General features: G+C 35.7%; 15 protein-coding genes. 9 read left to right on the forward strand and 6 right to left on the reverse strand.

Features of this window, described 5'->3' with window-relative positions:
* Positions 1–20 precede the first annotated feature (20 nt).
* The 5 genes from srlB (at position 21) to A9G42_RS04000 (ending at position 4,543) form a co-directional block, all read left to right on the forward strand.
* Positions 21–389, forward strand: a complete 369-nt coding sequence (gene srlB, locus A9G42_RS03980) for a PTS glucitol/sorbitol transporter subunit IIA (protein ID WP_065568332.1) — start codon at positions 21–23, stop codon at positions 387–389.
* 11 nt (positions 390–400) lie between these two features.
* The gene (gene srlD, locus A9G42_RS03985) at positions 401–1,180 is read left to right on the forward strand and encodes a sorbitol-6-phosphate dehydrogenase (RefSeq protein ID WP_065582314.1); all 780 of its coding nucleotides are present in this window, start codon (positions 401–403) and stop codon (positions 1,178–1,180) included.
* A 73-nt stretch (positions 1,181–1,253) separates the two neighbouring features.
* Positions 1,254–1,622 (forward strand): transcriptional regulator GutM, encoded by a 369-nt coding sequence (locus tag A9G42_RS03990; protein WP_065582315.1) that lies wholly within the window; start codon positions 1,254–1,256, stop codon positions 1,620–1,622.
* Between the two features lie 99 nt (positions 1,623–1,721).
* The gene (gene srlR, locus A9G42_RS03995; protein ID WP_065582316.1) at positions 1,722–2,501 is read left to right on the forward strand and encodes a glucitol operon DNA-binding transcriptional repressor SrlR; all 780 of its coding nucleotides are present in this window, start codon (positions 1,722–1,724) and stop codon (positions 2,499–2,501) included.
* 707 nt (positions 2,502–3,208) lie between these two features.
* On the forward strand, positions 3,209–4,543 hold the full coding sequence (locus A9G42_RS04000; protein WP_065582317.1) for a hypothetical protein: 1,335 nt from the start codon (positions 3,209–3,211) through the stop codon (positions 4,541–4,543).
* A gap of 272 nt (positions 4,544–4,815) precedes the next feature.
* Here the strand turns inward: A9G42_RS04000 and serA are convergent, their stop codons facing one another.
* Complete coding sequence (serA, locus tag A9G42_RS04005) at positions 4,816–6,057, reverse strand: phosphoglycerate dehydrogenase (RefSeq protein ID WP_065582318.1); 1,242 nt, start codon at positions 6,055–6,057, stop codon at positions 4,816–4,818.
* Between the two features lie 81 nt (positions 6,058–6,138).
* On the reverse strand, positions 6,139–6,795 hold the full coding sequence (rpiA, locus tag A9G42_RS04010; RefSeq protein WP_065582319.1) for a ribose-5-phosphate isomerase RpiA: 657 nt from the start codon (positions 6,793–6,795) through the stop codon (positions 6,139–6,141).
* Between the two features lie 208 nt (positions 6,796–7,003).
* Between rpiA and A9G42_RS04015 the strand changes: the two genes are divergently transcribed.
* The 4 genes from A9G42_RS04015 (at position 7,004) to A9G42_RS04030 (ending at position 10,127) form a co-directional block, all read left to right on the forward strand.
* The gene (locus A9G42_RS04015) at positions 7,004–7,897 is read left to right on the forward strand and encodes a LysR family transcriptional regulator ArgP (RefSeq protein WP_065566208.1); all 894 of its coding nucleotides are present in this window, start codon (positions 7,004–7,006) and stop codon (positions 7,895–7,897) included.
* A gap of 108 nt (positions 7,898–8,005) precedes the next feature.
* Entirely contained in the window at positions 8,006–9,076 is a 1,071-nt protein-coding gene (hemE, locus tag A9G42_RS04020) for a uroporphyrinogen decarboxylase (protein WP_065566207.1), read from the forward strand.
* On the forward strand, positions 9,073–9,666 hold the full coding sequence (locus A9G42_RS04025; protein ID WP_065582320.1) for a YjaG family protein: 594 nt from the start codon (positions 9,073–9,075) through the stop codon (positions 9,664–9,666). Before hemE ends, A9G42_RS04025 begins: the two co-directional genes overlap by 4 nt.
* Positions 9,667–9,854: 188 nt before the next feature.
* Positions 9,855–10,127: an HU family DNA-binding protein gene (locus A9G42_RS04030; protein WP_065566205.1), complete on the forward strand. Its 273-nt coding sequence runs from the start codon at positions 9,855–9,857 to the stop codon at positions 10,125–10,127.
* A gap of 214 nt (positions 10,128–10,341) precedes the next feature.
* Here the strand turns inward: A9G42_RS04030 and ybaK are convergent, their stop codons facing one another.
* From ybaK to glyQ, 4 genes are all read right to left on the reverse strand, one after another.
* Positions 10,342–10,836 (reverse strand): Cys-tRNA(Pro) deacylase, encoded by a 495-nt coding sequence (ybaK, locus tag A9G42_RS04035; RefSeq protein WP_065652716.1) that lies wholly within the window; start codon positions 10,834–10,836, stop codon positions 10,342–10,344.
* Positions 10,837–10,939: 103 nt separating this feature from the next.
* A complete protein-coding gene (locus A9G42_RS04040) occupies positions 10,940–11,794 on the reverse strand; it encodes a hypothetical protein (RefSeq protein WP_065652717.1) in 855 nt (284 codons plus the stop codon).
* 60 nt (positions 11,795–11,854) lie between these two features.
* A complete protein-coding gene (gene glyS / locus A9G42_RS04045; RefSeq protein WP_065652718.1) occupies positions 11,855–13,927 on the reverse strand; it encodes a glycine--tRNA ligase subunit beta in 2,073 nt (690 codons plus the stop codon).
* 10 nt (positions 13,928–13,937) lie between these two features.
* A complete protein-coding gene (glyQ, locus tag A9G42_RS04050) occupies positions 13,938–14,870 on the reverse strand; it encodes a glycine--tRNA ligase subunit alpha (RefSeq protein ID WP_065566201.1) in 933 nt (310 codons plus the stop codon).
* Positions 14,871–14,972 lie beyond the last annotated feature (102 nt).

Below are 14,972 nucleotides of genomic sequence, written 5' to 3' on the forward strand. Positions count from 1 at the left end.
AAAAGATAAGAAGGTTAATCATGTCAAATGTTATCTATCATTCAAAAATTGATCAAATTGGTGAGTTTGCCCAAGAAGCATTAGCTGACGGTATGTTAATCCTGTTTAAAAACGGTGCACCTGCTGATTTAGCTGATTACTGTTTTGTTCATAGCCATGATGATTTAAAACTGGAATTACAAGTGGGGCAGATACTTCAATTAGGCAATCATATTTATAACATCACATCGGTTGGCGAAGTTGCTAATGTTAACTTACGTGAATTAGGTCACATCACATTAAGATTTGATGGTAATAGCCAAGCTGAATTACCTGGCACTGTTCACGTAAAAGGGGAAATTCCTGCGCAACTTTTTGTGGGTGATGAAATTAGAATTTTAAATGATTAAGGAATATAAAAATGAAAAAAGTAGCAGTTGTTATAGGTGGCGGTCAAACTTTAGGTGAGTTTTTGTGCAAAGGTATCGCTGATGCAGGATACAAAGTTATTGTTGCTGATTTGAATATTGACAATGCAAATAAGGTAGCAGAAGCAATTAAGCATAAACATGGTGCAGGTTCAGCTCAAGGGTTTGGGGTTGATGCTACCAACGAAGAAAGTGTACTGCAATTAGCGCAAGGTGTTGATAGTATGTTTAAGCGTGTTGATTTAATGGTGTATAGCGCAGGCGTTGCAAAAGCAGCACCTATTACCCATTTTGTATTGAATGATTTTCAGTTATCAGTCAATGTTAATCTCACTGGTTATTTTTTATGTGCACGTGAATTTGCCAAATTAATGATCAAATACAATACGCAAGGTCGCATTATTCAAATTAACTCAAAATCAGGTAAAGTGGGCAGTAAACATAATTCAGGATACAGTGCTGCCAAATTTGGAGGGGTCGGGTTAACACAATCTTTAGCCTTAGATCTTGCTGATCATGGTATCACTGTTAATTCGTTGATGCTGGGTAATTTATTAAAATCACCAATGTTTCAATCATTAATACCACAATACGCTAAAAAATTAGGTATTCCAGATGATCAAGTAGAGCAAGTTTATATTGATAAAGTGCCACTTAAACGAGGTTGTGATTATCAAGATGTTCTAGATGTGCTGTTATTTTATGCAAGTGATAAGGCTTCTTATTGTACAGGGCAATCTATTAACATTACTGGTGGGCAAGTAATGTTTTAGTTAAGATGATATGCGAAAATTAAATCAAGCAATTTTCGCATATTTTACACCTAACATATAATGGAGAGCAACCATGAATATGAGTAATACTTTAATTGTAATTGCACTTATTGCTTGGTGTCTTCAAATTGTATTTAGCTGGCTACAAATTCGGCGTTTTAATCAAGCCTTTTTAGCGATGAAAAAGGGGGCTTATTTAGGTATTGGTCGTAGCAAAACAAAACGATTTAGACCAAGAGTATTAATAGCTATTTCATTAGATGAAAATCAAGTGGTTATTGACTCTGTATTAATGAAAGGTATTACTGTTTTTGCCTCACCAAAACCCATCATTCAGCTACATGGATTACCTGTTGCTGATATTATGCCCGAAAACACTTTCCCCAATGATATTGCTTGTCAAAGTGCATTGACTGTGGCATTAGCCACAGATAAGAAATAATTAACTTTTATTCTGAAAAACATTCCCTTTCATTCTGAAATGATATATTTTAAAGTAATACGGTTTATATATGCACGCTAATGATGATGGGATTTTATTATGAAAGTGAAGCAACGACAAACAGCGATTTTGGAATACCTGCAAAGTAACGGGCAAGCTAGTGTAGATGAATTGGTTGAGCATTTTAAAACAACAGGAACAACAATTCGTAAGGATCTCACACAACTTTATGCAAGTGGTTTAGTTTTACGTACTTACGGCGGTGCCATGTTAAACCGCGAAATTGGTGATAGAGCTATTGATCACAAAACTTATATTAATACCGCACAAAAAAAAGCCATAGCAGAAGAGGCCGCTAAGCTGATTCATGAGGGGGATTCAATCATTTTTGACGCTGGAAGCACCGTTGCTCAAATGATCCCAACGCTAGCTAAATTTAATAACCTCACGATTATGACCAATAGTTTGCATATGGTTAATGAATTGGTTGCGAACGATAATGATCAAACTATTATTTTAACGGGAGGCACGTTTCGTCGAAAATCAGCCTCTTTTCATAGCAACAATGCATTAGCTATTGCCGCATTTGAATCTTATACCTTTGATATGTTATTTATGGGGGCTGATGGTGTTGATTTAGTTGGTGGCGTTACAACGTTTAATGAAAGTTACCATGGTAGTGTGGCAATGAGTAAGGCTGCTGCAAAGTTAATTTTATTAGTTGATTCATCAAAATTTGGTCGTCGTAGCCCCAATGTTGTGTGTGATTTAAGTGCTGTTCATACAATTATCACCGACGATAATTTAGATAATAGGTACTTTGAAGCGCTAACACAAAAAGGACTTAACCTGATTAAAGTGAAGATAAACGGAAAATAAATTACATTGAAGGCGTTAGTTTTGTTTTTTATGTATATGCATTGTAGTATTTTTTAATCGCTGTAAACAATGCGAGTAAGTCTTATATATTTCTGATTAATCATTTTTCCTAATAATTATGTTAATTTTATATTTACAAAAAAAATAATAATTTACTTTAAAAAGTCATGTAGTTTAGTTTATAGTTAGCTTAATTTTTTTTAATAGCTAATGTCAGTATTTTATACTTTTAAAAGCGCAATATTTACTCGTATATTTGCAAAACGTAATTAGTTAATAAAAGAACTATAATAAATTTTTATATAAAAATCATTGGGTTAAGTGATGAAAGAATTGCAATATGGACTAGAAAATGATATAATCAAAACAATAAGGTACACAGGTACACAGGTACACAGGTACACAGGTACACAGGTACACAGGTACACAGGTACACAGGTACACAGGTACACAGGTACACAGGTACACAGGTACACAGGTACACAGGTACACAGGTACACAGGTCACCCTCTGAACAACTTAAAAAGTTATTTTTATACATACTGTTAATTTTCACATATTCAAGTCCTTGTAGTTATAAGTTGTATTTAATTACAACTTCATTTTTGCTACCGAAGATAAAACCGAAGTTTCTGACTAAAATAGCAAAGATTTGTAAATTAACTCTACGGTTAACGCAACCAAATATAAAAAATTATGCTTTGAGAATGATATTGGTATTGTTAGGTTTAACGATATCGAGTAATACAATTGCACTATCAGCAATAACGGTAAAGACAATTCAAGGTAGTGCACCTTATTTAACGTTTGATGGAAAGGCGACTAAAGCAAATTCAACAGAAGATCTGTTGAGTATTACATTGTCTGATGGTAGGCAATATAGCATCCGTAATAATCCATCATCGGAAAATAATCCAATTGAGCTGCCTGCTGTAGATCAAAAACTGAAAGATATTAAGAAATTCATTCCCGAAGGGAAATCAGTAGTCACTTTAATAGATTTAATATCAACTAACAAATTTTGGGAAGATGATGATGGTGATGGTTCGATCTCTGTAACGGGTAATTTTACAATGACCGTGCAAGATGTTGATGGAAAAATAGTTAATGAGAATACAGAATTAAATGCATGTTATTCGCCTTATAAAATAACTTTAACGAGTGATAGTGGTATTTTATCTACCCAATACGGAGATCCAAGATCAACTGAGTTTAAAGGTGGAAGCGTTAGTTATTATCTAACACCTAAAGTTGCAGTTCCTTATGCATGCTTTGCTCAACCAACGTTAAAGTATAATGGAAATGTATTTATTGGTTATCGTGGTCCAGTTGAACAGTGGGATGACGATAAAGGCTTTAAACCGCAGGATATAAATTCCCCTGAATCAAATTTCCCAACTATAGGGGCCAAGGGGATGTACTTTGATTTAACGGTGGCAGGTGCATCGGCAAAAGAGTTAACTTACAGCAAATGGCCAACAGACTCAAGTATAGATTTAAGTATAAAACAAGGAAGCCGTTATAATATTGCTAAAGTAGAATTAACAGGGCCTAGCGATTCTAATAAAAGTCAAGCCTCATCAGTTGTTCCAACTTACTTTAATATTTACTCAGATAGAGCAAAGACAAACGTTATATATCGTTTTATGATAAGTAAATGGTTTGTTGCAAAACCGACTTATAGCGGAGGTTTAGAAGCAGCTAAAGCTTACTGTAGTAGTTTAGGAAATGGTTATAGGATTCCCCATATTGTTGAAATGACGAATGCAAATAATGATATTGTTGCTTGGGCAGGAGGATTACCAGGACAACCCAATAATTTCCAACGTCGGATTGGGGGAGGATTCTTTGCAGAGTGGGGGTATACGGATAATACATACTACACGAATAGTGATTTTATAAAGGATGATATCAATTTTGATTACTGGACTGCTGACCCTTTTCATGGGGGAGTACAAAATTATACTGTTTTTTCAAAGCAAGGTAATGTTGGGCACTATTATTTTGTGCATAATGAAACTAGAGTGGTGTGCGTACGTTAACTAGCTGTCACTACTCGTTGTTAAACGGCGAGTAGTGAATTGTGCAAACTAATTGGGTGAAATAGGCAAACAGCAAAAAACGGGTATAACGGGTAATTTGATCATGCTAGGTAATTTTATCGCCTTTTAGTGCATTATGCTTTAAATCCCTTTTATAAAGTAACATGACTAACTAATAGAACTTAATTAGGATATTAGTGCTCTTTGGTTTTTATTGATATCTAATTTATTAGCCGCCTAAAGAAAGATAGGCGGCATTGAGTGCATTTAAATTAAAACAGCAACCTTGTGCGGATAGTGCCTGAGACATTTTTTAGTTTATCAAGCAATTCCTCGGCTTTATCGGGATTGACTCTATCAATATCAATCACAACATAACCAATTTTGGCATCGGTTTGTAAATATTGCGCTGAAATATTAAGCCCTTGCTCAGCAAATAAGGTATTAATCGCGGTTAATACGCCCGGTTGATTACGGTGAATATTAATAAAGCGACTTGAGCCTTTAGCGGGTATTGGTAACGATGCTTCGGGAAAGTTAACCGCAGAAAGTGTTGCACCTGTATTAGAGTATTTTGCGAGTTTAGTGGTTACTTCAATGCCAATATTTTCTTGCGCTTCACTGGTTGAACCGCCAATATGAGGGGTGATAATGACATTGTCAAATTGGCACAATGGCGATTCAAATGGATCGTTGTTGCTAGCCGGTTCTGTTGGAAAGACATCAATTGCTGCACCACTAATTTTATCGGTTTGTAGTGCATGAGTTAATGCATCAAGGTCAATGACTTTACCGCGCGAAGCATTAATTAAAATAGCACCTTGTTTCATGGCGTCTATTTCGCTATCGCTTATCATTTTTATCGTTGTTGAATTTTCGGGTACATGCATTGAAACGATATCGCTTATCGCTAACAGCTCTTTCATTGATGACACTTGTTTAGCGTTGCCTAACGGTAATTTGGTTTCAATATCGTAAAAATAAACATTCATTCCTAACGATTCAGCTAGAATACTTAATTGGCTACCAATGTGTCCATAACCAATAATACCTAAATTCTTACCACGAGCCTCGTGTGAACCAGTAGCCATTTTATTCCATTTACCTCGGTGAGCTTTTGCATTGGCTTCGGGCACTCGGCGCAGTAGCAATACCGCTTCAGCTAAGACCAGCTCGGCAACAGATCGTGTATTAGAAAATGGTGCATTAAATACAGGAATCCCTTTCACCGTTGCCGCATCAAGATCAACCTGATTAGTGCCAATACAAAAGCAACCAATGCCAGCAAGTTTGGGGGCGGCATCAATAATATCTTTGGTTAATTGAGTTCTTGAGCGGATCCCAATAAAACGAGCATCTTTTAATGCCTGCTTAAGTTCTTCGGGCGATAATGCACTTTTATGGTACTCAATATTGGTAAAACCTGCCGATTTTAATATTTCTATGGCACTAGGATGAATACCCTCAAGTAATAAAAATTTGTTTTCATCTTTGGTTGACGTTTGAATAGTCATTATTTCCTCTCATTGCTTTCAGAATATAAATTGAGTCTTATAGTGATATAAAAGCAATAAATTTGATTATGATAAACAAATTTATTTTAGCTCTTTTACTCCCGAAGGTGTTCCTATAAGCGCAATATTTGCCCCTTTGTTGGCAAATAACCCAACCGTTACCACGCCAGCAATACTATTTATTCGATTTTCTAATTCTATGGGGTTGGCAATGATAAGGTCATGAACGTCTAAAATAACATTACCATTATCCGTTATGACGCCTTGGCGATAAATTGGTTTACCACCTAGTTTGAATAATTCACGAGCAACATAAGAGCGAGCCATTGGGATCACTTCAATGGGTAACGGGAATTTACCTAATACATCAACAACTTTTGATTCATCGGCAATACAAATAAATTGTTTGGCAATGGCTGAAACCACTTTTTCACGTGTTAAAGCAGCGCCTCCACCTTTAATCATTTGTAACTGGTGATTGATTTCATCAGCACCATCAACATAGATATCTAAACTATCTACTTCATTACAATCAAGAACAGTAATGCCATAGCTCTTTAATTTTTGTGTCGATGCTTCAGAGCTTGATACAGTACCTTTGATTTGATCTTTTATTGTAGCTAATGCATCAATAAAGTGGGATGCTGTCGAACCGGTTCCCACACCAACATAAGAGTCAGGCTTAATAAATTTCAATGCTGACCAGCCTACGGCTTTTTTTAATTCGTCTTGTGTCATGGTATCACCTATTTTTGAGGATACTTTTTCTTAAAAAAATAAAATTTTAAAAGCAAAATTATTGAAGATATGGCATAGTACCCAATTAGAAAGTAAAAATCATTAGGATTTTAAGAAAATATATCAATGTTTGATATGTTTAAAACTTATTGCGATGTTAAAGTAGCTTGAAGATTCAAGCAGTGATCAAATCATTAGTAAAGAGATTATGAAGCGTCCAGATTATAGAGCATTACAAGCATTAGATGCAGTGATAAAAGAACGAGGATTTGAGCGAGCAGCTGATAAGCTGTGTATTACACAACCCGCGGTATCGCAACGCATTAAGCAGTTAGAAAGCTTTTTTGGTCAACAACTATTAGTGAGAACCATTCCGCCAAAAGCAACCAAACAAGGCGAGCACCTTTTGGGGTTACTACACCAAGTTGAATTATTAGAACAACAATGGCTAGGTGATAATGAACAAAATACTACACCATTGTCATTGTCGATTGCGATTAATGCTGACTCTTTAGCAACATGGCTTTTACCAGCGTTAAAGCCTGTTTTAGATAAAAATATTTTACGTTTCGATATTCAGGTAAAAGATGAAGAGCATACTTTAGAACTGCTACGCTTAGGCACAGTCGTTGGTGCAATTAGTATTCAAGCTAACCCTTTACCAGGATGTTTGTCTGATTTATTAGGTGCATTAGACTATATTTTTGTTGCCTCTCCTGATTTTGCTAAAAAGTACTTTCCAAATGGTGTCACGCGATCGTCTTTACTTAAAGCGCCAGCGGTTGCATTCGACCATTTAGATGATATGCATCAGGCTTTTTTACAAGAAAATTTTAACCTTACCCCAGGTAGTGTGGTGTGTCATATCACCAGTTCATCTGAGGCGTTTGTGCAATTAGCTAAACAAGGCTCTGCGTGCTGTATGCTACCAAAGTTACAGATTGAACAAGAGCTGAAGAATGGTGAATTGGTTAATTTAACAGAAGGGCTATATCAAAGGCGTATGCTATATTGGCATCGTTTTGCACCTGAAAGCAGTGTCATGCAAAATATTTCTGAAACGTTGATTTGTTATGCAAAAAATACATTATCACAACCTTAGCTTCAAATCACAAATAAATAATAGTTAAGTGAGATGATGTTATATTAAAACGCTGCTTACCTAAAACTTCTTTGACAAAATAAACACTTGATTTAAAGAGCTGAAGATATGAGCCAATTAAAAAACGATCGTTATTTGCGTGCATTGCAATGTTTACCTGTTGATTACACCCCTATTTGGATGATGCGTCAAGCTGGACGCTATCTGCCGGAGTATCGTCAGTTAAGAGCAAAAGTGGGCGATTTTATGACTATGTGCCAAACACCTGAATTAGCTTGTGAAGTGACGCTACAGCCATTAAAACGCTTTGATCTTGATGCTGCTATTATTTTTTCTGATATTTTGACCATTCCTGACGCTATGGGGCTGGGTTTGCACTTTGAAGCGGGTGAAGGTCCTAAATTTGCTAAAACAATATCCTGTTTATCTGATATTGAGCAATTGCCGATCCCTGATCCTGAGCAATCGCTTAAGTATGTAATGGATGCGATTCGTTTAACCAAAAAAGAGCTTAATGGTAAGGTTCCATTAATTGGCTTTTCGGGTAGCCCATGGACATTAGCAACTTACATGGTAGAAGGCGGCAGTAGTAAAGCTTTTACTAAAATTAAACGCTTACTTTATAGCAAACCTAAAGTATTACATTTGCTGCTCGAAAAGCTCGCTGAAAGCGTCGCTTTGTATTTAAACGCCCAAATCGAAGCTGGGGCACAATCGATAATGATATTTGATACATGGGGTGGTGTATTGAGCCATCAGAGCTATCAAACGTTTTCGCTGCATTATATGCAACTTATCTTATCAAAATTAAAACGAGGCATTAAAACTGACGATATCAGCTCATATGTTCCTGTTACGCTTTTTACAAAAGGGGGGGGGCTGTGGTTAGATAGTATTGCCAACACAGGTTGTGATGCGATTGGTGTTGATTGGAGCGTTAATTTGCGCGATATTCACCAAAAAGGAAAAATTGCGATACAAGGTAATTTGGATCCGTCAGTCCTCTATGCTAGCAAATTAATAATCGAGTCTAATGTTGATGCCGTTCTGAAAGAATTTGGTGCTTATAATGGGCATATTTTTAATTTAGGTCACGGTATTCATCAAGATATTCCTGTAGAACATGTGCAGTATTTGATTGATGCTGTGCATCAACGGTCCCAAAAGGTTTTGTCATGATTAAAAATCCAGTCCAATTAAGATTAGCAAAGTTAGCCCCTTGGCAGCAACGTTTGTTTATGGTTTGTTTATGTGAACGTATGTACCCGAATTTGGTTTTTTATTGTCAACAACAACATACCGAAGAAGTCGCTAAAAGCTACAAAAAAATACTGGATTTAGTCTGGGAATCACTATTAGTTGAAGAGGCAAAAATCAATTTTGATTTACAACTTGAAAAATTAGAAGCTATCATTCCAACGGTAACAGATGACAGTCCTTATATGATTTACCCAGCTATCGATGCTTGTCAGGCGCTTGGTGAGGTTTTACACTCTTATTTGAGTGGTGAAATGGCTGATCATACCGCTAAAGTAAGTAGCATATCGGCAACCACCATTGCTGAATTTGAAATGACTAAAACTAATGTTAATCTTTCACCAGATGCGCAACAAACTTTACCCAGTGTGATTGATGAATTTGATTTACAGTGGGAGATATTACGATTATTACGTGATGAAAATAATGAGATGATTGAGCTGATAAAAGGCTTAAAAGATGAAATTCGAGCATCTGGAGTAAGTAATATTGGTGTTTTTTTGTGCGGTTAAGCGGTTTAAAGTGTAATTTTTTTATTTTTTATTAAATTTTTCTTTAATATTAGATGAATATAGACTACATTTAACCGCAATGTAATCTAAACACTGTTTACAGTAGCGAAGCTAAATTTTAGATTTTAGATTTTAGCTTTGTTTATAATGTTAACTTTAACAATAAAATAATATGTAAGGATATATCCATGAATAAAACAGAACTTGTCGACGCTATTGCTAGCAAAGCTGATATTACTAAAGTAGCTGCTAAAACAGCATTGGAAGCTACGTTAGCTGCTATTACTGAATCATTAAAAGCAGGTGAGCCAGTTCAATTAGTTGGTTTCGGTACATTCAAAGTCAACGAGCGTAAAGCACGTACTGGTCGTAACCCGAAAACAGGTAAAGAAATTAAAATTGAAGCAAGCAAAGTGCCTGCATTTGTATCAGGTAAAAGTTTAAAAGAAGCAATCAAATAAGTTTGCTGCCTTTCTGTCGATTTTATTGATGGGAGTTGTTTTAAGGTCATGAGCATATTCTCATGACCTTGTCGCTTTAATTTGTTATTTCATTATTTTTGTATCAATTAAAAAAATAAAATACGCATATCAAAGAACGTCGATTATTTTTATTTTCTGCTTCATCATCATCTCAACGAATCTACCCTATAAATCTTATTAAATATGAATGTGATCAATTATGTTTAATAGTGATATCAGTCAATTGGGCTTGCAATATATCAGCTAGATCTTGAGGTGCAATTTCAATTTCTAACCCTCTTCTACCGCCTGATATAAACATGGTTTTGTGTTGGTTGGCGCTACTGTCAATGAGTGTAAAAAGTTGTTGTTTTTGACCTAATGGGCTAATTCCACCCACCAAATACCCCGTTACTTTTTGGGCTAAATTAGCATCGGCTAAATCTATTTTTTTACAGTTTAGTCTCTGTGCCACTTTTTTTAAATCTAAATGTTCATTAACAGGTAATACGCATACCGCTAATGTTTTATTATTACCATTTAAATTGACAATCAGCGTTTTAAATATTTGTGATGCGGTGACATTTAAACTGGGATCGAGTTTATCAACCGCTTCTTGCCCATAATGGGTTTGCTTGGGATCATGCTGATATTGGTGAATGTTAAATTGCGTTTTAAGTTTTTTAAGTAAATTTATGGCGGGGGTCATTGTTGTTATCCAATTAATTTTAGCTAAATGAAAAAATATATGGGAAAACGTTATCCTTACCAGCTTTCTTTTGCTAACTTAAACTGGTAAGGAAATAAAATGATTAAACTATGAGTTTGTTATTTTCATCATTTTTAGGTGGTACTTTTGGGCTAGCTATACCGGTGGCTAAAGAATAAAGCCGATAAAAAAAGATGACAATAAAAGTGTCTAACATGATAGCAAAGAAGAAAAGCATAATGTCAATTAGAATACTAACAATATGACTATTTATTAAATTCTCAATTGCTACTTCAACTGCACCAAATAAAAGCCCAAATCCAGCAAGTATTAGTTCAAAAGCCAAAAATGTTAATAACATAAGTAACGCGGGTTTCCAATGCTGTTTAGATAATGTCAAGCTTAGATTGATTAGCTCCATAAAGCTTCTATTATTAGGATTAACCAGCAAACCAAAAAAGAAGTTACTAAAAATGGCTATAAATATAATTGAAAAAAAGACTATTAAGATCATTAAGATTGATAAAATTGCTGTAGGCAACAACATTTTTAAAATAAAAATGCCCATACTTACTATTAATACTGCAAACAAGAGAATTACAAAAATAAAAAGATAAAAAAGAATAATATTTAATAAATTAGATAATGCTTTAGATAATAATAAATTTAAGTTAAGTCTATCGCTGGTATATAGATTAGAAATCATAGCAATACTAATTGCTTTAAGAATGATACCTATCATTAACGTAAACATTATTATGAGTGAAATAGTGCTATTTATGTGCCCTAAATATAAATTTTTGATTGCCTCTTCATCAATAGATATAGTTCCAGTAAGGATATTATTAATTACTGCTAACACTAGGCAAACCAAAGTAATTGGTTTAATTCGATTACAAAGAAAATTACTCGATTGCTCAAAAATTAAAGAAAAAGATAGTTTTGTTTGTAACTCCATATAAATTCCTTATAGGGGTGGCAACAGGATGTTACCACTATTGATTTTTAATGATTAAAATTAGGACTGTAATAATGAAATATCAGCGACTTTTAAGAATAGGTTTTGTAGCTTTTTCAACAGTGCTAATCGATTAAGTTTAATTTTTTCATCGCCAACCATAACCATGACTGAATCAAAAAATGTGTTTACAGTGTCTTTTAGCGACGATAGTTCAACTAAAGCCTCTTGATAACGACCTCGGTTAAAATAAGGCGCAAGTTTATCGGTTAAAATTGCCAATTTTTTAGCTAATTCTCCTTCGGCTCCCGTTTCTAGTAATGCTGCATTGATCTGCTCTGGAATCGCAATATCTGTTTTTGATAAGATATTTGACACCCGTTTATTCGCTTCCGCTAATGACGAAGCTTCAGGCAACGTTCTAAAGTGAGTCACTGCTTTAACGCGCGCATCAAAATCAGCTGGCTTAGTTGGATTAAGAGCTAGAACTGATTGGATAGTATCAATAGCAAAGCCTTGTTCTTGATACCAAGCTCGAAAACGACCTTGCATAAAATTAACAATATCTTCAACTACATTTTTATTATTTAGCTTATCGCCATATAACGATGTGGCATAATTTGCTAATTCAACAAGATCTAACGGCAATGCCTTCTCAACAATGATGCGTAATATTCCAATAGCCGCTCTGCGCAAGGCAAAAGGATCTTTGTCTCCTTTAGGATGCTGACCAATGCCAAAAATACCCGCTAAGGTGTCCGTTTTTTCAGCAATAGAAACCGCACAAGCAACCGTAGTACTTGGTAACTCATCACCAGCAAAACGTGGTTTATATTGTTCTTCAATTGCAGTAGCTACTTCAATATTTTCGCTGTCTTTAAGCGCTAAATAGCGCCCCATAATACCTTGTGTTTCAGGAAATTCGAAAACAGTATTGGTTACTAAATCGCATTTAGTTAACTTACCTGCTCGTTTCGCTTGTTCAATATTTGCGCCAATTTTTTCAGCAATAAAGCCTGATAGTAGCTCAATGCGAATTGATTTCTCTTTAACTGTTCCAAGCTGTTGTTGGAATAAGACTGTTTCAAGGCGAGGCAAGCGATCTTCTAAACGTTGTTTTAAATCGGTTTGGTAAAAGAATTCAGCATCAGCAAGGCGTGGGCGAACTACTTTTTCGTTCCCGGAAATGACCACTTGTGGATCTTTGGATTCAATGTTAGCGACAAAAATAAAGTTTGGTAATAATTTGCCTTGTTTATCATAAACAGGGAAGTATTTTTGATCGCCTTTCATGGTGTAAACCAGTGATTCAGCCGGTACTTCTAAAAAACGTTCTTCAAATTTAGCCGTTAATACAACAGGCCATTCAACTAAAGATGAGACTTCTTCAAGCAAGCTGTCTGTTAAGTCGGCTTTACCATTAAGTTTAGCAGCTTCGCTTTCAGCTTGTTGTTTAATAATTGCTTTTCGTTTGTCATAATCAGCAATCACTTTGCCTCGTTGTTCTAAAATGTCGGGATATTGATCGGCATTATCGATAGTGAACTCTTGTTCCCCCATAAAACGATGACCACGAATAATTCGGTTTGATTCAATATCTAAAATTGTACCTGCTACAATCTCATCCCCATAAAGCATTGTGACAGTATGGCAGGGGCGAATAAATTCAACTTGGCGAGCTGCCCAGCGCATTGGTTTAGGAATAGGTAGCTTGCTTAGTGCTGTTTTAACCATATCGCATAATAAATTAACCACAAGTTGGCCTTGTTGATGTTGAGTATAAGAAAGCCATTCGCCTTTATCGGTTTGTATTCGCTCGGCTTGATCAACTGTAATTCCACAACCTCGGGCCCAGCCTTCGGCCGCTTTAGTTGGTTTGCCATTAGTATCAAATGCAGCACTCACTGCAGGACCACGTTTAACAATTTGGCTATCGGGCTGAGTATCATTCAGATTAATAACTTTTAATGCTAAACGGCGAGGGGATGCATACCACAGTACTTCTCCATGCTCTAAATTCGCATTATCAAGTTGTTGTATAAAATTAGCCGCAAAGCTTTCTGCTAATGTGCGCAGTGATTTTGGTGGTAACTCTTCGGTACCAATTTCCACTAAAAATGTTTTTTGCATAATCTTTTAAATCCTACTTTGATGCGTTTTGCTTAGCGTGTGAATTTTGGCACATAGGAAATCCGAGTGCTTCACGTGATGCGTAATAGGCTTCTGCCACCATTTTAGTTAATGTTCTAATGCGTAAAATATAACGTTGACGTTCAGTAACTGAAATCGCTTTACGTGCGTCAAGTAAATTAAAACAGTGAGCTGCTTTTAATATACGTTCATAAGCAGGTAGTGGCAGAGGTTTTTCTAGCTCAAGTAAATACTTTGCTTCTTTTTCGTGTTGTTCAAAACAATAAAATAAAAACTCAACATTAGCATATTCAAAATTATAAGTGGACTGCTCTACTTCATTTTGATGGAACACATCACCATAAGTGGTTTTTCCAAAAGCGCCATCACTCCAAACTAAATCATAAACGCTATCCACACCTTGGATATACATCGCTAAGCGCTCAAGCCCGTAAGTGATTTCACCTGTAACTGGTTTACATTCAAGACCACCAACTTGTTGAAAGTAAGTAAATTGGGTTACTTCCATACCGTTTAACCAAACTTCCCAACCTAGCCCCCATGCACCAAGCGTTGGGTTTTCCCAGTTATCTTCCACAAAACGGATATCATTAATAGTTGGATCGAGCCCTAGCTCTTTTAATGAACCTAAATAAAGCTCTTGAATATTATCTGGAGATGGTTTTAAGATAACTTGAAATTGGTAATAATGTTGTAACCTATTTGGGTTTTCACCATAGCGACCATCAGTTGGCCTACGTGATGGCTGAACATAAGCTGCATTTATCGGTTCTGGGCCTAATGCACGTAAACAGGTCATAGGGTGAGAAGTCCCCGCACCCACTTCCATATCTAAAGGCTGAATCACTGTACAGCCTTGATTCGCCCAGTAATCTTGTAACGTAAGAATTAACCCCTGAAAGGTTTTGACATTAAACTTTTGCATGATGTTATCTTTATGGTTGAATTGATATTTCGACTATTTAAATAGTGCTATAGTTTATACTTTTTATCAATACTTGTGAAATGCCTAATTTTATTCTATTTG

It is taken from the genome of Gilliamella sp. Nev6-6 (genome assembly GCF_001690605.1).
In the GTDB taxonomy this organism is placed as follows: Bacteria; Pseudomonadota; Gammaproteobacteria; order Enterobacterales; family Orbaceae; genus Gilliamella; species Gilliamella apicola_C.